Raw genomic sequence first — 21,422 nt, 5'->3', positions numbered from 1 at the left:
GGTAATATTAGGTGTGGAATTATTTGTAGAGAATTGCCTGAAATGACAATGATTAAGGAGCAAAAAGAAATGGATATAAAAAAGAGTGCGCTAATTTGGTTATCCCCTTTGTTTTTCTTAGCTGCTTGTAGTGATAATGACGATGTAAATACGAAAGAAGAAAAAATGTATATTTCTTCAATTCAAAAGAAGGAAATTTATGAAATTCAACAGCCTGCCAAATCGAACGTTTCAAGAGGGCTAATTGTTGGTCACATGAACAATTCAATCAATATCAATGAAATCGAAAAAGGGCTCATGAATTTATCAGTTGACCATTTTTCTCCCAACAGTTTTTATATGCAAGAAGGACAATATTTAGATAAAAATATTATAAATCAATGGTTAGCTAGAAAAACTGAAGAAGGTTTAGGGTTAAATCCAGCTATCGAAAATAGTACGGGCAATGTTTTAGAGGATGAAAAAATGAATCCGCTAATATTATCACATGTGTTAGAGCAAAATTTTATTAACAAAAAAAGCGGGAAAATAGAAGGAATGTCTTTAGCTATATCGTTAAATGAATTTTATGATATTCGGGTATCCGACGATAAAGGCTTGATTTATACAGGGCAAGTGAAAGTAGATAATACTGATAATGATGTGAATGATGTTGCTGAGTATGGCAAAAAAGTGGCTGAAAGCATCATAAAAGATCTAAGGAAAAATGCCACAATACCTAACGTTCCAATCTATTTAACGTTGTATCAAGAGTCCAATAAAAACGATATTATTCCAGGTGTTTTTTTAGCTGATTCTTATATTGCAGAGGGGAAGGAGAAAATAGATAAATGGAATGCCATAGATAAAAAAGACTATACGTTTCCTTCTGATGCCTTATATAGTTTAGATCAAGATACATATAATCAATTATTAAAGTTTAAGGAAGATATACAACAGAATTTCAAACATTTAAATCCTAAAATAATTGGAAAGTTGCGATATGAAAATGGCAAGCTAGCAGATATAAAAATAGAGGTACATGCCCCTTTAATAAACGATACCGAACTGATTGGGCTTTTACAGTTTATAGGGACAAAACTAAATACTATTTTATTTGACTATGTGCCTGTGTCGATTCGTATTATCGATCAAAACCAAGATATCGGCATTGTTCTATGGGACCCAAAAGAAAAACAAATATTTGCTACCCCGATTTAGTTTTAGTGACAGGCACCCAAACAATTCTGAAAATTATTCGCTTATCAATTGCGTTAATATGGAGTATTATTTAAATAGGAAGAAACTCTATATTGAAGGATGGCATTTAGACAACATGAATGAGCAATTAGTAGATTGGATTATACGCTTTCAAAGGGATAAAGATATTGAAGCATTAGCACATTTAAAAAGCTATTGTTACAACATAATTGAGCCTTTGATTGGAGAATTTACAGCGAAATATGGTGAAGAGGCAGGAGCGTTATTACGTTTAAAATGGGATAAACGCTTTTATTTTATTTTTACAAAGTATCAGGTGCATGTAGGGTTACCTTTAGATACATTTGTCCAAAATACGTATCGTTTTTATTTCATACAAGTGTTAAAAAAAGCGGGTTATTTGTAGCAATGAAAATCCCTTGATTTGTGAATAAGCAAATCAAGGGATTGTTGTTTTATTGATATAGTAAATCTTCTGCTAGATGAGTAAAGATTTCGCCAATCACTGTTTCTTCATCATATATGGAGGAACCTGTATTTTCTTCAGGCTGGGCGAAAGGAATACGGGCAATCACTTCAGTTTGGAGTAATTTTGCCAAATGTTCGGCTCCACCTTGTCCGAATAGATAGTTTTTTTGACCATCTGCCCCTTCAAAATAAGCCATGTTTTCAACTACACCAAGAATGGAATGTTTCGTATGTTGAGCCATTAAGCCTGCACGGGATGCGACGTGAGAAGCGGCCAAATGCGGTGTCGTTACGATAATTTCTTGTGCTTGTGGAATCATCGCGGCCATATCAATCGCCACATCCCCAGTTCCTGGTGGTAAATCAATCAGCAGAAAATCCAACTCTCCCCATACCGTGTTGACAAGGAAATTGCGAATCCATTTGTTGAGCATTGGTCCACGCCACATAACAGGCTGGTTCCCATTGGTGAAAAAGCCCATTGACATTAATTTAACCCCATGACTTTCAACTGGTATCACTGTTTGGTCAAGCATAATAGGTTTTTGCTCAATGTTCATCATTGCAGGAATGCTGAAGCCGTAAATATCAGCATCTAGTATGCCTACACGTTTGCCAAGACGAGCAAGAGCGACCGCTAAATTAATGGTCACTGTCGACTTCCCAACGCCACCTTTACCACTTGTGATAGCAATAAACTGCACACCTGAATGAAGCTGCAACATGTTTGGCATCCCTTGTTCGTTACTATTTTTCGCTTGTAGCAGGGACGATAGTGCACGACGTTCCTGTTCAGTCATAACACCAAAGGTAACGGCAACACTGGAGGCACCAATTGCTTGTAGTGCCTCCTCCACATCTTGCTGAATTTTCGCTTTTAACGGACAGCCTGGTATGGTTAACATAATATCCAGTGATAGATGGGTGCCGCTTATGTGAATATTGCGTACCATATTCAATGTGACGATACTCTGATGAAGCTCAGGATCTTGAACTTGTTGTAATGCGTTGATAACATCTTCTTGTACTAACATATTAGAACCACCTTATTCTTTTAACCCTTTGCCAAGTCCCTTTAAGAAATGAACACCAAAATTGAGTGCGCGATTGACATCTGGATCATTTAACATTTTCACAAGTTTAAAGGTGCTAACTTTGTCATCGGATTCAAGTGCTTTGTTAGCTTCTTCTACACCTGAATTTAAGCCTTCAATAAGCTTCGCTGTTGTTTCCGGCTTGAGCTCTGTCAAAGCTCCTGCAACCCCCATTAAATTATTAATCATATTGGTTACAGGCTTTCGTGTTAGTTGTCCAAGCGCAATATGGGCCACTTCTTCTTTGGCTTCTAGTAGTTTCATTGCGGCTTCTAGTGCACCGATATGATTTAATTCAGCCATAATAAGCAATACTTGATTGACCGCTTCTTCCTGCTCAGAAAGCAGTTGTTTAAGATTATCTAATTTTTGTTCCTTGAGTTGTTCATCTGTTACTTGTTGTTTTTTTATGCTTGTAATGGGTTCAGCCATGTTCTCACTCTCTTTCGTTTAGGGTTGTTAAGTGAACGTAGCCAGGACGATTCCATTTTCGTTGTACCTCTACACCATTTTGAGGATGACGCTTTTTATAGCGCGGGTTAGTGCGTGGCAACGGCGTCTTGCCTTTTGCTTTTAGCACTTCTACTCGAACTTTTGTTTGTTTGTAGGCTGGTGTTGATGTATTAATATCTGCTGCAGGACCAGTTAAGAAGTTGATAGCTGAATCTTTGCTAACAGAGTTCATTGGTAAAAATAATTCATTCCCTTGCACGCGATCTGTTACTAATGCATTGAGCTTTAATGCGCCATATGGAGATACTAAACGGAGTAGGGCGCCATCTTCAATGCCTCGTTCTTTCGCCAATTGTGGTGAAACTTCAACGAAAATTTCAGGTACCTTTGATTGAATACCTTTCGATTTATTTGTTAGATTTCCTTCGTGGAAGTGCTCGAGCATACGACCGTTATTAATATGACAATCGTATTGTGCCTCAAATTCAACCGGTTGCACCCAATCATGTAAAGCAAAACGTGCTTTTTTATCAGGGAAGTTAAATCCGTCTTCATATAATAATGGTGTATCTTTTCCATCATGACTACCCCAACAGAAGCTACCCCAGCCTGCTAAAACATCATAGTTGGCTTGTGAGAATAGCGGAGATAGACTCGCCATTTCATCGAAAATGTCGCTTGGATGATTATACTGCCAATCTGCTCCTAATCGACGTGCGACTGCTTGAAGGATTTCCCAATCTGCTTTTGACTCACCGAGTGTTGGCAAAACTTGATAGAGACGCTGAACGCGACGTTCTGTATTCGTGAATGTGCCTTCTTTTTCAAGCGAAGGGGCTGCTGGTAAAATCACATCTGCATATTGGGCAGTACGTGATAGGAAGCAATCTTGGACAACAAAAAATTCTATTTGTGAAAGAACCTCATCTACATGGTTGGCATTACAGTCAACAAGTGCCATATCCTCGCCCACTAAATACATCGCTTTCATTTTACCTTCCATAATAGCATCTAACATTTGCATATTATTTCGACCTGGTTGAGATTGAATAGGGACACCATAAGCTTTTTCAAATTTTGCTCGTGCTTCATCATCGGTCACTTTTTGGTAGCCAGGCAATAGATTTGGTAATGTCCCCATATCACAGGCACCTTGAACATTATTGTGACCGCGTAGCGGGTAAGCCCCAGCTCCAGGACGACGATAGTTACCAGTTGCTAATAGTAAATTCGAAATAGCCGCTGATGTATAAGAGCCTCCCGTATTTTGCGTGACACCCATACCCCAAAGAACACAAGTGCCGTTTGCATCACGAATCATTTCAGCAACTTCAATCAATGTTTCCTTGCTAATTCCGGTCATATCTTGAGCGTAATCAAGGGTATAGGTTGCAAGCACTTGTTTAAAATCTTCAAAATGCAGGACATTGTCTTGAATAAAGGCTTCGTCATGCCATCCTTGATCGATGATATATTTGGTAACTGCCATAATCCACACTTGGTCAGTACCTTGTTTTGGATGCATAAAGATGTCTGAACGCTCAGCCATTTCATGTTTACGAATATCGGCAACGATTAATTTTTGACCATGTAATTTGTGGGCACGTTTCACACGTGTTGCTAAAACAGGATGGCCTTCAGCTGGGTTAGCACCAACAATAATGACAAGGCCTGCTTTGGCAATATCTTGAATCGTACCAGCGTCACCGCCTAAACCTACTGTACGTAATAAACCGTCCGTAGCGGGAGACTGACAATAACGAGAGCAATTGTCGACGTCATTTGTTGCAAATAATTGACGTGCCATTTTTTGTATTAAGTAATTTTCTTCATTTGTAATTTTAGAAGAAGAGATAAAACCGACAGAACCTGGACCATATTGTTGTTGAATGCCACCAAGTTTTGTGGCGATTAAATCTAACGCTTCATCCCAAGAAGATTCAACAAACTCATTATTTTTGCGAATAAGTGGTTTTGTAATGCGTTCTTCCGAATTGATGAAATCCCAACCGAATTTTCCTTTTACACATGTAGAAATGGCATTGACCGGACCATCAGAAGGTTGTACTTTTAAAATTTTTCGGTCTTTTGTCCAAACTTCGAATGAACAACCTACACCACAGAAAGTACAAACTGTTTTTGTTTTTTTCGTGCGCTTACTACGCATGGCAGCTTCCACTTCAGAAACCGCAAAAATACCGCTATACCCTGGTTCAACTTCTTTAATCAAATGGATCATGGGATCTAACATATCTTGTTTTAAACCCGTCATAAATCCAGCCTCTCCAAGCATGGATTTTTCCATTAAAGCATTACAAGGACAAACGGTTACACATTGTCCGCAGCTTACACAGGAAGAATCATTAATGGCAGCACCTTTATCCCAAATTACACGTGGTCTTTCTGCCTCCCAATCGAGCGATAATGTTTCGTTTACCTGTAAATTTTGACAAACTTCTACGCATTGTCCGCATGCAATGCATTGGTTCGGATCATATCGGTAAAATGGGTGTGACATGTCTACTTCATGTGGTTCAACTTTTGGTTTGTACGGATATTTTTGATGTTCGATTTCCATTAATTCGGCTGTATTGTGTAATGTGCAATTTCCGTTGTTATTATCACACACTGTACAGTACAGTAAATGGTTTTCGAGTAAACGGTCCATCGCTTCTGTTTGTGCCGCTTTAGCTTTGTCAGAAGCTAATAACACATTCATGCCTTCTACTGCCTTTGTAGAGCAAGAACGAACTAATTGGCCATTTACCTCCACGATACATGTATCACATGTTTCGATTGGGTCTACAGCTGGCACATGACAAATCTGTGGATGAGGAATGTCATGTTGATTAATGGTATCAAGTATTGTAGCTCCTTCTTTGACATCATACGGTACCCCATTAATAAGAATTTGAGTCAAGATACTTCCTCCTTTTGCACGTTGAGACTCATGAAACAACTTGTTACGGCTTAAGACAAAAAGGGAATGACGAATTGAGTTGTTGATTGAATTGATTGTCTTGTTATTATTGTAATTCCCACTTCGTCTTTAATCTACCTAGAAATAGTTAAATGTCTAGTTCATAACAAGTACTCCATATCTTGGTTTGTAAAATAAAAAAATCCACCATGAAATTACATGTCCAAGACATGCTAATCATTCATGGTGGATAAAATTCTTAGCAGGTCTTGCTAAAAACTCAATCTACTTTTATGTTAAATAACAATAGAATATAACTATTAAAACCACTTTCCAACATCGTGAGAAAGGGATCAAAATAGATAAACTCCATTTGGAATAACAATAATTATAGCCTTTTTCTACAAAATGAACAATATTTATCATAAAAAATTATTAGATGATAATGGTTATCAAAAAGTATTTTCTCTTTTAATTTTTTTCAAGTTGCTATATCATTAACAAACTGTAAGGGTGACCGTCACATCAAATTGACTAAAAAAGTTTTATTACGATGGGAGAATCGTTGCTATGTCTAAAAAAATACATGAATTTAATGATATGATACGTAAATTAAGAAAAGAAGTATTTGGTAAAGGTCCAGAGCGTATTCATACAGTTTTTGTCGAGAATATGGCTGTATCTACTTTGTATGGAAATATAACACCAACGGAAAAATTTATTGCCAGTACACCAGAAGGGCTAAAAATGGTGCATGCTGCAAGGACAACTATGATTCAAGATTTATATGTACAATCACCGCCAGAGGGTATGGAAGAATTGATGGGCAGCAAATTGCTCCACTTATTTTCAGATATTAAAATTGAAGAGGATTTTGCAATTTCCGTCTTTGTTTTTGAAAAGAATATCAGTGTCTAAAGGGGATGCCTTATGGAACGAGCAATCACAAGGAAAATTATGCGCGTTGAAGGACAGCAAGTAAAAGAAATGGATGATGTAATCGTCACAGAATACGCTGTAACTGTAAAAATCAATCAGCAAGAATTTGTCACGATGGTATGTTCACCAGAGTATGTGGAAGATATGGTTATTGGCTACTTAGCTTCTGAACGAGTTATTCGCAGTTTTGATGATATTGAGGAAATTTGGCACCAAGAAAAAGAAGGCTTTGTGCATATTAAAACAAAGCATGTTAATCCCTATTACCAGCAGACGCAAAACAAACGCTATATTACCTCTTGTTGTGGAATGAGTCGACAAGGCTTTGTTTTTACGAATGATGCATTAGTGGCGAAAAAAATGGACGATGTGCATGTGCAAATCACAACCGAGTATTGCTTCCGTTTAATGCATGATATGCAGGAAGGTGCAGACATTTTTAAGCAAACGGGTGGTGTGCACAATGCTGCACTATGTAATGTCAATGGCATTGTCTTAAGTCGCATGGATATTGGACGTCATAATGCGTTAGATAAAATTTACGGCTATTGTCTGCGCAACAATATCAGTATGCAAGATAAAATTATCGTCTTTAGCGGACGACTATCGTCAGAAATTTTACTAAAGGTCTCCAAAATAGGCTGTGAAATTGTGCTATCTAAATCAGCACCAACGGACTTAGCATTACAATTAGCCGAGCAGCTCGGCATTACAACGGTAGGTTTTATCCGACAACAAGCTTTGAATATTTATACACAGCCACGACGCATCCTATTACCAGATCAGAATGCACTGAAAGAAGGAGATTAAATGCCAGATCTACAAGACCAATTCAATAGACCTTTAAGAGATTTAAGAATATCTGTAACAGATCGCTGTAATTTCCGTTGCCGCTATTGTATGCCAGCTGAAGTATTTGGTCCAGATTATGCATTTTTACCGTCTAATAAAATATTAACTTTTGATGAGATTGAACGATTAGTAAAAATATTTGTGTCGTTGAATGTGAAAAAAATACGAATTACAGGTGGAGAGCCCTTGCTTCGTCGTGATTTACCAGCATTAATTGCACGCATTCACCGCATTGAAGGTGTAGAAGATATTGCTTTAACAACAAATGGCACTTTATTAAAAAAATATGCACAAGCATTGGCTCAAGCAGGCTTAACTCGCGTTTCTGTTAGTCTAGATTCATTGAATGATGAACGGTTTTTGGAAATGAATGGACATCGAGGTAAGGTATTAACGGTGTTAGAGGGCATAGAAAAGGCTGCGGAAGCAGGTTTACAAGTGAAAATTAATATGGTTGTGCAAAAAGGAAAGAATGACCAAGATATTGTTACAATGGCACAATATTTTAAAGAAAAACAGCATATTTTACGTTTTATTGAATATATGGATGTGGGCAATTCGAATGGTTGGAACTTACAGGATGTTGTGTCGAAGCAGGATATTATTGAGCGAGTTCATCAGTTTTCTCCGCTACAACAAGTAGCGCCTAATTACAAAGGGGAAGTGGCATCACGTTATCAATATCAAGATGCGCAAGGGGAAATAGGTGTGATTTCATCCGTTACAGATTCCTTCTGTTCCGATTGTTCACGTGCTCGTCTCTCAGCAGAAGGGACCTTATATACTTGTTTATTTGCAACAGAGGGAACAGATTTAAGAGAGCTGTTACGAACAGGACAAGATGATGCCGCTATCCGTGAATGTGTATCAAAGGTATGGGAAACAAGGGACGATCGTTACTCAGATGAACGCAATGAACAAACGATGACAACAAGGAAAAATGCCAAAATTGAAATGTCTCATATTGGGGGGTAGTGCGAAAAAAACAGAAAAAATCGGCAAAGTGCTGCCGAATTTTTCTGTTTATTTATGCACAAAAGTGCCACTTTTCCCACCCGTTTTTTCAACAAGATAGGTGTCCTTAATGACCATCGTTTTATCAACTGCTTTACACATATCATAAAAAGTTAAGGCAGCGATCGTCACAGCTGTGAGGGCTTCCATTTCAACACCAGTTTTCCCACTACATTTGACTGTAGCTTGAATATGAAGCTCATAGCCCTTCTCTACTTTGTCATAGTTAAATTGGAAATCCGTGCCTTGTAACATGATAGGATGGCACATGGGAATAAGATCAGCGGTCTTTTTAGCCCCCATAATCCCTGCAATTTGGGCAACTTGTGTTGGATCGCCTTTTTTAATGCCACCTTGTTGGATGGCTTCATAGACAGCATCGGATAACGTGATTGTACTACGCGCAATGGCTGTACGTGTTGTGATTTCTTTTTCTGAAATATCAACCATTTTAGGACGACCTTCTGCGTTCCAGTGTGTAAAATTATTCATTATTAGACTCCTTTTTCCTTGTTTGAGACCAGTCTTGTTGTGCATTAATATTGATAAATGTTGTGTCATCGTCATCAAAAGGGACGTAACAAACTCGCAGTTGCTCTAACAGTACTTTCATACTTCGTTTGTTTTGTTTCGTTAATTGTTGTGCTTTAGGTAAAGCTGTACGTCGAAATAATGCAGCTAATGGCTGATGTTTTTGCGCCTGCATAGGAACGATTGCATCATAATCGTCACTTATTCGACCGACCATTTTTTTGATAAAATCAGCATTCATATAAGGCATATCGCTAGCCACGACAAAAAACCATTCCACATCAGGGTAGGCTGTCATGATATGATGTAAAGCAAAAAGTGGTCCTTGATGTAGCTGTTTGTCGATAATCCATTGGACGTTTTCCTGCTCAAACTGATGTTGTAACTGTGCGTTTGTAGCAATAATAATAGGCGATAGCTGATTTTTTTGTAAAGCGATAAGACTATGCTTGTATAAAGGCTGCCCAGCAAACAGCTCGAACATTTTAGGTTTACCATATCGAGAGGATTGACCGCCTGCTAATATAATCCCTGCAATTTTCATAGACGATTCAACTCACCAACAAAATGTTGAACAGTGGGTACTATAAGTTTCGTCATAGCTAGTGATACCGCATTTGTGGAACCAGGTAAAACATAGATGGCTGTTTGTTGAATAGTCCCAGCAGTGGCACGACTAAACATTGCCCTTGGGCCAATTTCGTCATAGCTAAGTGTTCGAAATAACTCACCAAATCCCATCATTTCCTTTTCGAAAAGAGGCAAAATGGTATCGTAAGTTTGGTCTCTTGGTGTAAAGCCTGTTCCGCCCGTTACGATAATGGTATTGATGGATGGATCACTGGACCACTGTTTCACATAACGAGCGATATCCCGTGGTTCATCCTTTGTGAGTTGGTAGTCCACTACTTCGAATGTTGCTTCTTGAAGTAAAGTTTGAATACGCTGTCCAGCGTGATCATTTGCCTTTGTGCGTGTGTCACTGACAGTTAAAAGAGCAACTTGAATGGGTTGCTGATGATGTGTGGGATGCACAGTTAAGACCTCCTTCAAAATTACTAAAAAACATTGCTTTTATTATAATGCTATAAATAAAAAGGTCAAACGAAATTCATAGAAAGAAAGGCTCTATACGTATGCAAAATAGATATTCGAGACAACAATTATTTACCCCTATCGGACAATCTGGGCAAGTATCGATCCAACAAAAACATGCCCTTTTAATAGGTGTCGGTGCATTGGGGAGTGCTAGTGCCGAAGCGCTTGTACGTGCTGGTATCGGCAAGTTAACACTGATTGATCGTGATTATGTAGAGTGGAGTAATTTACAAAGACAACAATTATATACAGAGCAAGATGCCCAAGAAAAAATGCCAAAAGTCATCGCAGCTAAAAAACGTCTGCAAGAAATTAACACAGAGGTTGAAATCAATGTTGCCATTATGGATGCATGTTTAGAGACTTTGCTACCATTGCTAAAAGATGTAGATGTAATGGTTGATGCGACCGATAATTTTGATGTGCGTTTTCTAATGAATGACCTTGCACAAAAGTATCGAATTCCGTGGGTGTACGGCTCTTGTGTCGGTAGTTATGGCGCAACCTATACGATTGTGCCAGGCAAAACACCTTGTTTGCACTGCTTATTAAAAGCAATACCCCAAACAGGGATGACTTGTGATACGGTAGGTATTATTAGCCCAACGGTTCAAATCGTTGCCGCATATCAAGTGGCTGAAGTGTTAAAAGTGCTTGTTGGAGATGACAAAGCGCTACGAAAAAGCTATTTAACATTTGATGTTTGGCAAAATCAACACTATGAAATCAATGTCGCTAAAATGAGACAGGCAGACTGTCCATCTTGTGGCAATGCGCCAACATATCCTTACTTATCCTATGAAAATCAAACGAAATTACAAATACTTTGTGGACGGGACGCTGTGCAAATTCGACCACCAAAGCCCATTTACTATCAGTTCGAGCAGTTGGCACATCAGCTTCGTTCCTATGGTGAAATTCAGATGAATCCTTATTTGCTTTCTTGTCAAGCGGACGATTATCGAATCGTTATTTTTCAAGATGGGCGAGTTGTGATTCATGGTATACAAGATATACAAAAAGCTAAAACAATTTACTATCGTTTATTAGGTTAAAGGAGTGTGCTAAATGCTAGAAAAAAGACAACCAATTCCTGTGGCAGAAGCTGTTCATCGTGTAATGGACTATGCCTTTCAAGCAAAAAATGAACTTGTACCATTAACACAAGCCCATGGTCGCTTTATAGCAGAAGCGATTCGAGCCGATCAAGATGTCCCAGCTTTTGATCGTTCACCGTATGATGGCTATGCCATTCGTTCCATTGATAGTCAAGGCGCTTGTTCACAGCAGCCAGTTCGATTTCAGGTCGTTGGGGAAATTGGCGCAGGCTATGTCTATGACAGTGTAGTGGAGAAAGGTCAAGCTGTTCGCATTATGACAGGGGCACCGATACCACAAGGCTGTGATGCGGTGGTTATGCTAGAAATAACCCATACTTTTGAAGAAAATCAACAAAAGTATATGTCGATTAAACGCTCTATTGAAGCGGGGACTAATATTTCCTACAAGGGGGAAGATGTACAGCAGGGTACAATCCTTATTGACAAAGGTCAATATATTAACCCCGGTGTGATGGCTTTACTCGCTACGTTTGGCTACGAGCAAGTACCGGTTTATCGTAAAATGGTCATTGGTGTGATAGCCACGGGTAGCGAATTACTAGAGCCAGGTGAATGTTTACAGCCGGGCAAAATTCGAAATAGTAATGCTTATATGATGATGGCACAAATTGAACGTGCAGGCGCAGAAGTCAAATATTTTGGCAAGTTTAGCGATGATTTGGCATTATGTATTAAAATCGTGGAAAAAGCATTGCAGGAAGTAGATATTCTAATTACAACGGGGGGCGTTTCCGTAGGTGATTATGATTATTTACCGGCCATTTATCAGGCGATGGATGCAAAGGTATTATTTAATAAAGTAGCAATGCGTCCAGGCAGTGTAACAACTGTCGCTGCTTGCAATGGTAAATTGTTATTCGGCCTTTCTGGTAATCCTTCAGCCTGCTATGTTGGTTTTGAACTATTTGTACGCCCCATTATACGCACTGCCTATTGTCATCCGCAACCTCATTTACGCAGAGAGCAAGCTATATTAGGGGCGGATTTTACAAAGCCGAATCCCTTTACACGATTTGTGCGCGCGACAGCTTATTACGAAACAGGGCAGCTAGTTGCTGTGCCATCTGGTTTTGATAAATCGAGTGCCGTTTCTTCGTTGGCGACAGCTAATGCTTTTATCGTTTTACCAGGTGGTTCACGAGGTTATGAAAGAGGCATGTCCGTAGCAGTCTTATTGTTAGAAGATTTACAAGGAAGTGAGTGGCCTTGGGACAAGTTCGAAAAATCTTACAGATAGTTGGCTATCAAAATAGTGGAAAGACAACATTGATGGAGCAATTAATTAAACAAGCTTCACTGGAAGGGCTACGAGTAGGAACGATTAAGCATCACGGACATGGTGGTGCGCCAATGATCGAAACGTCCAAAGATAGTAGTCGGCATGAGCAGGCAGGTGCGATTGTGACTGCTGTGGAAGGAGAGGGTACTTTACGTATGAGTATTCACCAAAATAGCTGGCAATTGGCTGAAATTCTAGCAATCTATGCGTCCTTTTCGATGGATGTCGTGCTGATTGAAGGATATAAACAGGAACATTATCCAAAAGTAGTACTACTCCGAACAGCACAGGACCAAGTGCTATTGCAGCAAGTAACCAATATTATTTGTGTTATTTATTGGCCGAGCTATCCATTCAATCCGTCCTTAACAATCCCAGCGTATTCAATTTATGAAGAAAGAAAATATATGGAATTTTTGTTGAAAGAAATGAGGGAAGACCATGACGGTAGCGTTGTTTGAAATTATCGACCAACCGATTGATGTCGAGCAAGTAAGACAAAAAGTACTAAATCGAAATGCTGGTGCCGTTACACTATTTATCGGCACCGTACGTGAAATTACAAATGGTAAAAAAACATTGCATTTAGAATATCAAGCCTATCCCGCGATGGCGATAAAAATGTTTGAACAGATTGCAAAGGAAATTCAAGAGCAGTGGCCAGAAGCGATAGTGGCTATTACGCATCGAGTAGGTCGCTTGGATATTTCAGACATTGCTGTTGTTATTGCTGTATCATCACCACATCGTAAAGTAGCTTATATGGCAAATGAATATGCGATTGATCGCATTAAACAAATTGTTCCAATATGGAAAAAGGAGCATTGGGAGGACGGGACGGAATGGATTGGTGACCAATTAGAAAATATCCCCTATCCACAAGGAACACCAGTTATTCAAGAGGAGGAAGGGAAAGCGTGATTAACATCTTATTATTTGCTCACTTACAGGAACAAGTTGGTGAATCACAACTCAAGGTAGCACTGTCAGATGTCACAGTTGCTCAGTTAAAAGAGTGGCTAGAAAAGCACTATCCGCAGCTATCATTACAACAAATAATGACAGCAGTCAATGAGGAATTTGCAACCGATACGACAATTGTTCAATCGGGTGATACTATCGCCTTTATCCCACCAATTAGCGGGGGATGATGAAAGAGACTATGCGGTAAGTAGCGCTACGAGAGCATCAGCCGTAGTTAACAGCTATTAAAAAAGCTGGGACAAAACTAAAAAAAATTAAGGAACAGAGGAAAGCTGTTTATAAATTTTGGTTAGAAGTTAAAACTAGTTGATGAGTGCGGTGAGAGGCGACTCCTGTTCAACCGTAAGACGAGGGCATTTAGCGGTCAAGCAGAGGGTGGTGGCTTACTGTGCTGAGCGAAAAGAGACCACCCATAGCAGACATCAATGATAGAGCAAAAAAGTGTTGGATTGACTGCAATCAATCCAACACTTTTTCTCTTTTATACTTTTAGTAAATGGATACTAAGAAGCATTAGAAAGGAAATAGCAATCATGCACAAAACCCATGTCCAAGCTAGCGTCATGTTACCTGAATCAAGTGCCATATAAATCGCTAGCGGTGTTGTTTGTGTTTTTCCTGGAATGTTCCCCGCAAACATCAAGGTCGCCCCAAACTCCCCTAAAGCACGTGTAAAGCTTAAAATTCCACCAGATACAAGTGCCTTTAATGCGAGCGGAATAGATACACAAACAAAGACTTGCCATTCATTCGCCCCATCAACACGTGCTGCATTTTCAATATCTTTATCTACAGAGGCAAAGCCCGTTTTCGCGGATTGATACATTAATGGAAAGGCAACAATTGTAGAAGCGATGACGGCAGCCCACCATGTGAACATGATTGGTTGATCGAAAAGCCACATAATTAGATTTCCTAATACACTATTTTTTCCAAAAATAACGATGAGCAGAAAACCAACTACAGTAGGAGGTAATACTAAGGGTAAAAGCAACACCGTTTCTAACAAGAGTTTGCCTTTAAAATGGCGAGTTGCCATCCATTTACCCATTAAAATACCAACTATAATAGCAGTAATTCCAGCAACAAAGGCAATTTCAATGGAAAGCCTAAGAGGAGACCAAAAATCGGTACCCATTTATTGAGCTCCTTTAAAGCCATACTTTTTGAAAATATTCATTGCCTCATCACTTTGTAAAAATTGATAAAAATCTTTTGCCTCTTGTCCATGCTTACTCGCTTTTAGGACGCCTACAGGATAAATAATCGGTGCATGGGTCGCATCATCGGCAGTCGCAATGACATCGACTTTATCGGAGAAGAGGGCATCTGTTTTATAAACGATGCCAGCATCTACATTTTCGCTTTCAGTATAAGTAAGTACTTGACGCACATCTTTTGTATATACCATTTTAGATGCAAGTGATTCCCAAAGCTGCATGCTTTTTAACGTGTCGACGCCATACTGCCCAGCAGGAACCGTTTCGGGTGTGCCAAGCGCAATTTTTCCTGCTTGAAGTAAATCGTCAAAGGAATGGATTTGCTTTTCGTTGTTTTTAGGAACGATTAATACTAACTCATTAGCTAAAAGATCTGTTCCTTGCTGTTGTTCAATCATTTCTTTTTCTACTAGGGCGTCGAATTTATCTTTCGCTGCTGAAAAGAATAAATCCACCGGTGCACCTTGTAAAATTTGTTGTTGCAATGCACCAGAGCCGCCAAAGTTATAGAGGATATTGACCGAATCGTGTTCTTTTTCATACGTTGTTTTAAGTTCTTCTAAGGCATCCTGTAAACTAGCTGCCGCAGAAATTGTTAATTCAACAGGTTCGTTTGCAGTCCCTTCTTTTTCTTGGTTACCACAAGCTACTAATAGACCTACTAGTAGAGCCAGTGTCGCAAATAAACGATAAAAGTTTTTCACTGATTTTACTCCTTTTATAACTCGTTATAACAAGACATAACTAATTATAATCAGTGCCAAGTAAAAAAGATAGTCGTGCCAGTCACCCGAACAATTCTGACAATTTAAAAACTCGTTCTGCATGTTAGAACGAGTTTTTAAATATGAAGTGATGTGCTTACACCGCACCAAATAATTTTAAAATATTAATAATAATAATGCCTACGATGCCAAAGTCAGAATCACCAAATGTTGTTCCTTCGTAGCCGATATCACCCATAAAGATAAGGAGAATCGCTGGAATAAAGCTAATGATTATCCCGTTAGCAAATGCACCTGCCATGGAGCCAATACGACCACCCGTTGCATTACCGAAAACACCTGCCGCAGCACCTGTAAAGAAATGTGGTACTAGGCCAGGAACAATAACTTTAAGCCCGATCAGCGGCAGGGCAAACATGGACAATAAGCCAGCTAAAAAGCTAAAGAGGAAACCGATTATAACGGCATTCGGTGCGAAGGGGAAAATTGTCGGGCAATCTAAAGCAGGTTTAGCGTTTGGTACGAGCTTATCAGCAATCCCTTTAAATGCAGGAATAATTTCTGCAATCAGCATACGAACACCCGCAAGGATAATATAGACCCCCGCTGCAAAGGTAATCGCTTGGATAATCGCGAAAACTATGAAGTTCGATCCCCCGGATAATTGCGCTTCAATATAAGAACGACCTGCGAATAAAGCGACAACAATGAAAAATAAGCTCATTGTTAAGGAAATGGCAACGGATGTATCTCTTAAAAATCCAAGTGATTTAGGCACTGCTATTGCTTCAGTCGACTTGGCTTTGTTGCCAAATAGTTGACCAATTTTAGCAGATACATAGTAGCCAATGCTGCCAAAATGCCCAACTGCAAAGTCATTATTTCCTGTTATTTGACGCACGGTAGGTTGTAAAATGGCAGGGAAAATCACCATACATAAACCTAACAATATAGAACCGAAAATAATGAGAGGAGCGCCACTCATCCCCCCAACAGAGAGGGAAGCTGCGATTAAACACGCCATAAATAATGTATGATGACCAGTTAAAAAAATATATTTTAAAGGCGTAAATCGCGCTAGCAAAAGATTCATTACCATCCCGAATACCATAATCAAGGCTGTGGATGTGCCAAATGTCGTTTGTGCCACAGCAACAATGGCTTCATTATTGGGGATAACCCCTTGTACCTGAAAGGCATGATCGAACATTTTGCTAAAGTGAGTTAAAGAACCAATTAAAACAGCTGCACCGGCACCTAAAATGACAAAGCCCATAATAGTTTTTAACGTCCCTGAAAGAACAGTTGAAGCAGATTTCTTTTGGATTAATAAGCCGACAAGCGCAAATAGGCCGACTAGTATTGCTGGTGTACCTAAAATGTCATTCATCATAACATCTAACATACCAACACCTCATCTTATCCAATTTTAAAAGCAGCGTAAGCGTTACAACTGCACATCATATTGTCCATTACAATAGTGGGGCAAGTTTTCCTTTGATTTCTGGGATACTCATCATATTGACGATTCGCACAACTTTTCGCACACCATTATCTAGTTGGTCGACGATATCTCCTGCACCAATATAAATATCAGCCTTTTCAGAAGTTGCAGATGTTAAATCAGTATGCGTTACCTCTGCTTCTTTGCTGAGTTCTAGCAATGCTTTTTTGATAGTCAGTTCCATCATGAAGCTACTGCCTAAGCCATTTCCACAAACGACTAAAATTTTCATTTATAATTGCTCCTTTGTTGCATATTGTTTGATTTTATCCATGACGCATTTTGCACGCTTACATCCGATAATGTTATCGATTTGGCTAGGTTCTTGTAAGACTTGTGTTAAATCGACTAATGCCTGTAAATGGGTTGTATGATCTGTCGCTGCTAAAATAATGATTACATACACAGGTTTATCGGGTCCGAAATATACAGGTTTTTGTAAAACTAATAAACTCATTGATAATTCGTTTACCCCGTCAGATGGCCGCGCATGTGGAATTGCTACTTTAGGTGTAAGTACAACATAGGGACCGTGTTGTTCGATGGAATCGATCATGGCTTGGATATAGCGCTTTTCTATTTTGTTTTGCTGTAAGAGTGGTGATGCAGCAATGCGTATAGCATCTTGCCAGTTTGCTACTTCGTTTGTGATTTGGATAGTCTCACTCTGAAGCAATTCGGTAAGCAACTTGTCATTCCTCCTTTCGTTAGAGCACAACATGTCTTCTATCCATGTTATTAATGGTTGCTATGTAATTATGTCAGATTACTGAATTTTTTTAGTAAATATGTTGAAAAAGGGAGTAAGTGATTATTGGGATGCAGTTGAAAGTTATTTTGTGCAGATAGATGAGGGAGAGCTCACAGTTGGTTGAAGCTGTGAGACTCATTGCTTGAAGCGGATTATGTTTTGATTTTTTGTGCTAAATCGTAAATCACTTTTTTGACAAATACATCAATTTGATTGTCTAGTCTAGATTGCGGGTAAACTAGTTGGATTTTCCGTTTTAGCGTAATATCATTTAAATCTTTTTTGATTAATAAGCCAGATTGCAGTTCGTCCTCAATAAGGGAAACGGAAAGAAAAGCAATGGTTTTACCAAACGTCAGCATTTTTTTTATCGTACTTACAGAATCGAGTTCAATGGTATTAAATGCTGGTTGGAAAGGGTCCAACCATTTTTCGATAAAATGATTGGTTGAACTAGAGGAAGTATGTAATAATACTTTGTTTTTAAGGACATCGGATTGCGAGATGTCCTTTTTTGCTGCCAGCTCGTGACGAGGGCTTAGAGCTAAAACAAGCGAATCTTCACCAATTGTTTCATAGATTAATGCTTTGTTTTCTTGCTTTGTTTCCATAATTAACCCAAAATCTAGTTCTTGCAGGGCTACCATTTTTTCAATTTCAGGTGCTGTTTTAACCTCTAAGGATATACGGATGTCAGGATATGCAGTGGAAATTTGATTAATAATTTCAGGCATATAAATATGCGCAGGTAGGGCACTTGCACCTAATCGAATGGAGCCAATATTGCCTGCTAATAGATTTTCAATGAAACGATTCATATCGTTTTGTAGTTGGACGATTTGTCTTGCGTAGTGATAGAGCCCCTCTCCAGCTTCTGTTAAACGATAGCCACCCGCATTTGTGCGAAACAAACGTATCCCGTACTCTTCTTCAATCGAGCGAATATGAAAGGACACCGTAGGCGGCGTAATACCTAGCTCTTTAGCGACAGGAGCTAATTTTTTAAAATCGACGAGTAAACAAAATGCCTGTAATTTCAGATGATTCATTTTAGCCTCCTAAAGGAAATTCGAAAAAGTATTGCATTTCCTTAAGTTTATTAGACTTTTTTTAACGACATATTAATAGTAGGTTAATATTTTCTAAATATCTGGAAACTATAGTAGAGATAGACGAGGAGGATACCATGAAAATCTCAATAACGAACTTAGAGAAAAAATATGGACAGGCACAAGCGTTATGGCCCATTAATGTGGAATTAGATAGTAAGTTCATTACAATTTTAGGACAATCGGGCTGTGGGAAAACGACATTATTGAAAATACTAGCTGGTCTTGAAAAGCCAACAAATGGTGAAATTGCATTCGATGACACAATTATTTATTCGTCTAAGCTTCACAAAAATGTTAAACCAAATAAACGCAATATTGCCATGGTCTTTCAAGATTTCGCATTATGGCCTCATATGACCATTTTCCAAAACATCGCATTCGGCTTAAAAGGAATGATGCCAAAAGAAGAAATATCAGAGCGAGTAGCATACGTGATGCGGTTAGTGAAGATGGAAGGATATGAAAAACGTAAGCCGGGACAATTATCGGGAGGCCAACAACAACGAGTTGCATTGGCAAGGGCATTGGCAACGAATCCAAAGTTAATTTTATTTGATGAACCATTATCAGCGTTAGATGCCGTACTTAGAGAAAAAATGCAGGATGAAATTATGCATATTATTCATGAACTGGGTTGCCAAGCTATTTTTGTAACACATGATCAAACAGAAGCTATGACGATGTCGGATCAAATAATTGTGATGGAATCAGGTAAAATTGCGCAGGTTGGATCACCTGAGGAAATTTATCATACGCCAGCAACACCTTATGTAGCGGATTTTATAGGGAAGGTCAATTGGTTCGGTAAAGGGAATCGAATTGTACGTCCAGAGGGAGTATCGAGACAACACTATCCTGGAAGCATTGCGAAACAGGCAATGATTGTGAAAAGTACTTTTGTTGGTGATCGCTATTTAGTACATGCGCAAGTTGAAGGGAAGCAATGGAGCTTTTATGAAGCTGTACCGCTTGAACACGGACAGCAACTGGAAGTTTTTGTGGATACTAAACAAATCTATCAATTGGAGGGTTTACAGTGAAAAAACGTTTCAAATTATTAGCAACAGCGAGCTTTCTTGTGGCATTAACATTAGCAGGGTGCAACGCTACTAAGTCGACTGACAGTGTGAAGAATGATGCAGCCAGTGCAAAGCCAAATGAAGTGCAAACACTAACCGTCTATTCTGCTGGTCCTGATGGCTTGGCAGCAAGTATTCAACAAGCTTTTGAAGAAAAAACAGGCATGAAAGTAGAGATGTTCCAAGGGACAACGGGCAAAATTTTATCGCGTTTAGAAGCAGAGAAAAATAATCCGGTCGCAGATGTCGTTGTGCTAGCTTCTATTGCATCAATGGATGGATTAAAGGAAGCCAACCAATTACAAAGTTACAAAGAAGCTGAAAATGCTAGTAAAATGAACCCCGATTGGTCAGATGCAGAAGGCTATTACTATGGCTATAGCGCATCGGCATTAGGCATTGCCTACAATACGAAAAATACGAAAGACATACCAAGCGAATGGACAGATTTAGCTAAAGCACAGTGGCAAGGTAAAATAAATATTCCTGATCCAAGTTTGTCTGGATCTGCTGTTGATTTTATTTACGGTTATACAGAAGCGGAAAAATCGGCATGGGATACAATCCAAGCATGGAAAAACAATGGACTACAAGTGAATGGAGCCAATAAGGAAGCATTGGATGCTGTTATTACAGGTGATAAAAATGCAACCATTTCAGGTGTTGACTATATGGCGTATAAAGCGAAAGCGAGTGGGGAACCAGTAGAAATTGTTTATCCGAAGAGTGGAACGGTTGTTAGTCCGCGAGCAGTAGGCATTATGAAAGATGCTAAAAATGTGGAAGGTGCGCAGGCCTATGTGAATTTTTTACTTTCAGATGAAGGACAAAAACTAGTGGCAGATGCTTATCTACTACCTGGCAATCATGATATAGCTGTAAAAGATCGCGCAACATTGGATGAAATCCCGCAGTTAAATGTGAGCTGGAAAGGTTCAGAAGCAAAGCAACTTGATATTTTAACGAAGTTCAATGATATTTTTCGTTAAGTTGCAAGCTTCCTTCTAGATGATGCAATCATCCTGCGTGTGTAAAATTCGCTATTGGTCAGTCATCACTTTATAATACTGACTATTGC

At 39.0% G+C, this 21,422-nt stretch carries 24 protein-coding genes; 12 read left to right on the top strand and 12 right to left on the bottom strand.

What is annotated here, in order from left to right; all coding sequences use genetic code 11:
* Window positions 1-69 precede the first annotated feature (69 nt).
* Window positions 70-1,200, top strand: coding sequence for a CamS family sex pheromone protein (locus FC748_RS10405; RefSeq protein WP_108029701.1), 1,131 nt, complete (start codon window positions 70-72; stop codon window positions 1,198-1,200).
* A gap of 115 nt (window positions 1,201-1,315) precedes the next feature.
* Window positions 1,316-1,606 carry a hypothetical protein gene (locus FC748_RS10400; protein ID WP_025218999.1) on the top strand — a complete coding sequence of 97 codons (291 nt, stop codon included), beginning with the start codon at window positions 1,316-1,318 and terminating at the stop codon, window positions 1,604-1,606.
* A 49-nt stretch (window positions 1,607-1,655) separates the two neighbouring features.
* Here the strand turns inward: FC748_RS10400 and FC748_RS10395 are convergent, their stop codons facing one another.
* From FC748_RS10395 to fdhF, 3 genes are read right to left on the bottom strand one after another with little or no spacing between them, the layout of a single operon-like run.
* Entirely contained in the window at window positions 1,656-2,702 is a 1,047-nt protein-coding gene (locus tag FC748_RS10395; protein WP_024362403.1) for an Mrp/NBP35 family ATP-binding protein, read from the bottom strand.
* Window positions 2,703-2,714: 12 nt separating this feature from the next.
* Complete coding sequence (locus FC748_RS10390) at window positions 2,715-3,194, bottom strand: helical membrane plugin domain-containing protein (RefSeq protein ID WP_025219001.1); 480 nt, start codon at window positions 3,192-3,194, stop codon at window positions 2,715-2,717.
* Between the two features lie 4 nt (window positions 3,195-3,198).
* Window positions 3,199-6,135: a formate dehydrogenase subunit alpha gene (gene fdhF, locus FC748_RS10385; protein ID WP_108029677.1), complete on the bottom strand. Its 2,937-nt coding sequence runs from the start codon at window positions 6,133-6,135 to the stop codon at window positions 3,199-3,201.
* Between the two features lie 570 nt (window positions 6,136-6,705).
* On the opposite strand from fdhF, the gene FC748_RS10380 reads away from it, so the two are divergent.
* Genes FC748_RS10380 through moaA form a run of 3 tightly spaced genes read left to right on the top strand, consistent with a single transcriptional unit; the run spans window position 6,706 to window position 8,901 of the window.
* Entirely contained in the window at window positions 6,706-7,053 is a 348-nt protein-coding gene (locus FC748_RS10380; protein WP_024362400.1) for a Na-translocating system protein MpsC family protein, read from the top strand.
* 12 nt (window positions 7,054-7,065) lie between these two features.
* Window positions 7,066-7,884 (top strand): formate dehydrogenase accessory sulfurtransferase FdhD, encoded by an 819-nt coding sequence (gene fdhD / locus FC748_RS10375; RefSeq protein WP_108029678.1) that lies wholly within the window; start codon window positions 7,066-7,068, stop codon window positions 7,882-7,884.
* Window positions 7,885-8,901, top strand: a complete 1,017-nt coding sequence (gene moaA / locus FC748_RS10370; protein WP_108029679.1) for a GTP 3',8-cyclase MoaA — start codon at window positions 7,885-7,887, stop codon at window positions 8,899-8,901.
* Between the two features lie 48 nt (window positions 8,902-8,949).
* Here moaA and moaC read toward each other — a convergent pair whose 3' ends face one another.
* The 3 genes from moaC to FC748_RS10355 are packed head-to-tail and all read right to left on the bottom strand — an operon-like array spanning window position 8,950 to window position 10,506.
* Window positions 8,950-9,432 carry a cyclic pyranopterin monophosphate synthase MoaC gene (moaC, locus tag FC748_RS10365; RefSeq protein ID WP_024362397.1) on the bottom strand — a complete coding sequence of 161 codons (483 nt, stop codon included), beginning with the start codon at window positions 9,430-9,432 and terminating at the stop codon, window positions 8,950-8,952.
* Entirely contained in the window at window positions 9,425-10,015 is a 591-nt protein-coding gene (gene mobA, locus FC748_RS10360) for a molybdenum cofactor guanylyltransferase (protein WP_024362396.1), read from the bottom strand. Before mobA ends, moaC begins: the two co-directional genes overlap by 8 nt.
* The gene (locus FC748_RS10355; RefSeq protein WP_024362395.1) at window positions 10,012-10,506 is read right to left on the bottom strand and encodes a MogA/MoaB family molybdenum cofactor biosynthesis protein; all 495 of its coding nucleotides are present in this window, start codon (window positions 10,504-10,506) and stop codon (window positions 10,012-10,014) included. The genes mobA and FC748_RS10355 overlap by 4 nt, the downstream gene beginning before the upstream one ends.
* 101 nt (window positions 10,507-10,607) lie before the next feature.
* On the opposite strand from FC748_RS10355, the gene FC748_RS10350 reads away from it, so the two are divergent.
* The 5 genes from FC748_RS10350 to moaD are packed head-to-tail and all read left to right on the top strand — an operon-like array spanning window position 10,608 to window position 14,120.
* Window positions 10,608-11,624: a thiazole biosynthesis adenylyltransferase ThiF gene (locus FC748_RS10350; protein ID WP_108029680.1), complete on the top strand. Its 1,017-nt coding sequence runs from the start codon at window positions 10,608-10,610 to the stop codon at window positions 11,622-11,624.
* Window positions 11,625-11,637: 13 nt separating this feature from the next.
* A complete protein-coding gene (locus tag FC748_RS10345) occupies window positions 11,638-12,927 on the top strand; it encodes a molybdopterin molybdotransferase MoeA (protein WP_108029681.1) in 1,290 nt (429 codons plus the stop codon).
* A complete protein-coding gene (gene mobB, locus FC748_RS10340; RefSeq protein WP_108029682.1) occupies window positions 12,897-13,430 on the top strand; it encodes a molybdopterin-guanine dinucleotide biosynthesis protein B in 534 nt (177 codons plus the stop codon). The genes FC748_RS10345 and mobB overlap by 31 nt, the downstream gene beginning before the upstream one ends.
* The gene (locus tag FC748_RS10335) at window positions 13,411-13,890 is read left to right on the top strand and encodes a molybdenum cofactor biosynthesis protein MoaE (protein ID WP_025219008.1); all 480 of its coding nucleotides are present in this window, start codon (window positions 13,411-13,413) and stop codon (window positions 13,888-13,890) included. The genes mobB and FC748_RS10335 overlap by 20 nt, the downstream gene beginning before the upstream one ends.
* A complete protein-coding gene (gene moaD, locus FC748_RS10330; RefSeq protein WP_108029683.1) occupies window positions 13,887-14,120 on the top strand; it encodes a molybdopterin converting factor subunit 1 in 234 nt (77 codons plus the stop codon). Before FC748_RS10335 ends, moaD begins: the two co-directional genes overlap by 4 nt.
* A gap of 314 nt (window positions 14,121-14,434) precedes the next feature.
* Here moaD and modB read toward each other — a convergent pair whose 3' ends face one another.
* The 6 genes from modB to FC748_RS10300 form a co-directional block, all read right to left on the bottom strand.
* On the bottom strand, window positions 14,435-15,091 hold the full coding sequence (gene modB, locus FC748_RS10325) for a molybdate ABC transporter permease subunit (RefSeq protein WP_024362389.1): 657 nt from the start codon (window positions 15,089-15,091) through the stop codon (window positions 14,435-14,437).
* Window positions 15,092-15,877 (bottom strand): molybdate ABC transporter substrate-binding protein, encoded by a 786-nt coding sequence (modA, locus tag FC748_RS10320; protein ID WP_108029684.1) that lies wholly within the window; start codon window positions 15,875-15,877, stop codon window positions 15,092-15,094.
* Window positions 15,878-16,034: 157 nt separating this feature from the next.
* Window positions 16,035-17,303 carry a PTS ascorbate transporter subunit IIC gene (locus FC748_RS10315; RefSeq protein WP_024362387.1) on the bottom strand — a complete coding sequence of 423 codons (1,269 nt, stop codon included), beginning with the start codon at window positions 17,301-17,303 and terminating at the stop codon, window positions 16,035-16,037.
* A gap of 67 nt (window positions 17,304-17,370) precedes the next feature.
* Window positions 17,371-17,634 (bottom strand): PTS sugar transporter subunit IIB, encoded by a 264-nt coding sequence (locus tag FC748_RS10310; protein ID WP_108029685.1) that lies wholly within the window; start codon window positions 17,632-17,634, stop codon window positions 17,371-17,373.
* Window positions 17,635-18,090 (bottom strand): PTS sugar transporter subunit IIA, encoded by a 456-nt coding sequence (locus FC748_RS10305; RefSeq protein ID WP_108029686.1) that lies wholly within the window; start codon window positions 18,088-18,090, stop codon window positions 17,635-17,637.
* Window positions 18,091-18,305: 215 nt separating this feature from the next.
* Window positions 18,306-19,202: a LysR family transcriptional regulator gene (locus tag FC748_RS10300; RefSeq protein WP_024362384.1), complete on the bottom strand. Its 897-nt coding sequence runs from the start codon at window positions 19,200-19,202 to the stop codon at window positions 18,306-18,308.
* A gap of 137 nt (window positions 19,203-19,339) precedes the next feature.
* On the opposite strand from FC748_RS10300, the gene FC748_RS10295 reads away from it, so the two are divergent.
* Together FC748_RS10295 and FC748_RS10290 are read left to right on the top strand one after the other, a co-directional pair.
* Window positions 19,340-20,305 carry an ABC transporter ATP-binding protein gene (locus FC748_RS10295; RefSeq protein WP_108029687.1) on the top strand — a complete coding sequence of 322 codons (966 nt, stop codon included), beginning with the start codon at window positions 19,340-19,342 and terminating at the stop codon, window positions 20,303-20,305.
* On the top strand, window positions 20,302-21,333 hold the full coding sequence (locus FC748_RS10290; RefSeq protein WP_108029688.1) for an ABC transporter substrate-binding protein: 1,032 nt from the start codon (window positions 20,302-20,304) through the stop codon (window positions 21,331-21,333). The genes FC748_RS10295 and FC748_RS10290 overlap by 4 nt, the downstream gene beginning before the upstream one ends.
* Window positions 21,334-21,422: the final 89 nt, after the last annotated feature.

The sequence above is a fragment of the Lysinibacillus sphaericus genome (genome assembly GCF_005217585.1).
GTDB classification, from domain to species: Bacteria; Bacillota; Bacilli; order Bacillales_A; family Planococcaceae; genus Lysinibacillus; species Lysinibacillus sphaericus.
This window is presented reverse-complemented; position numbering and strand designations above follow the sequence as displayed.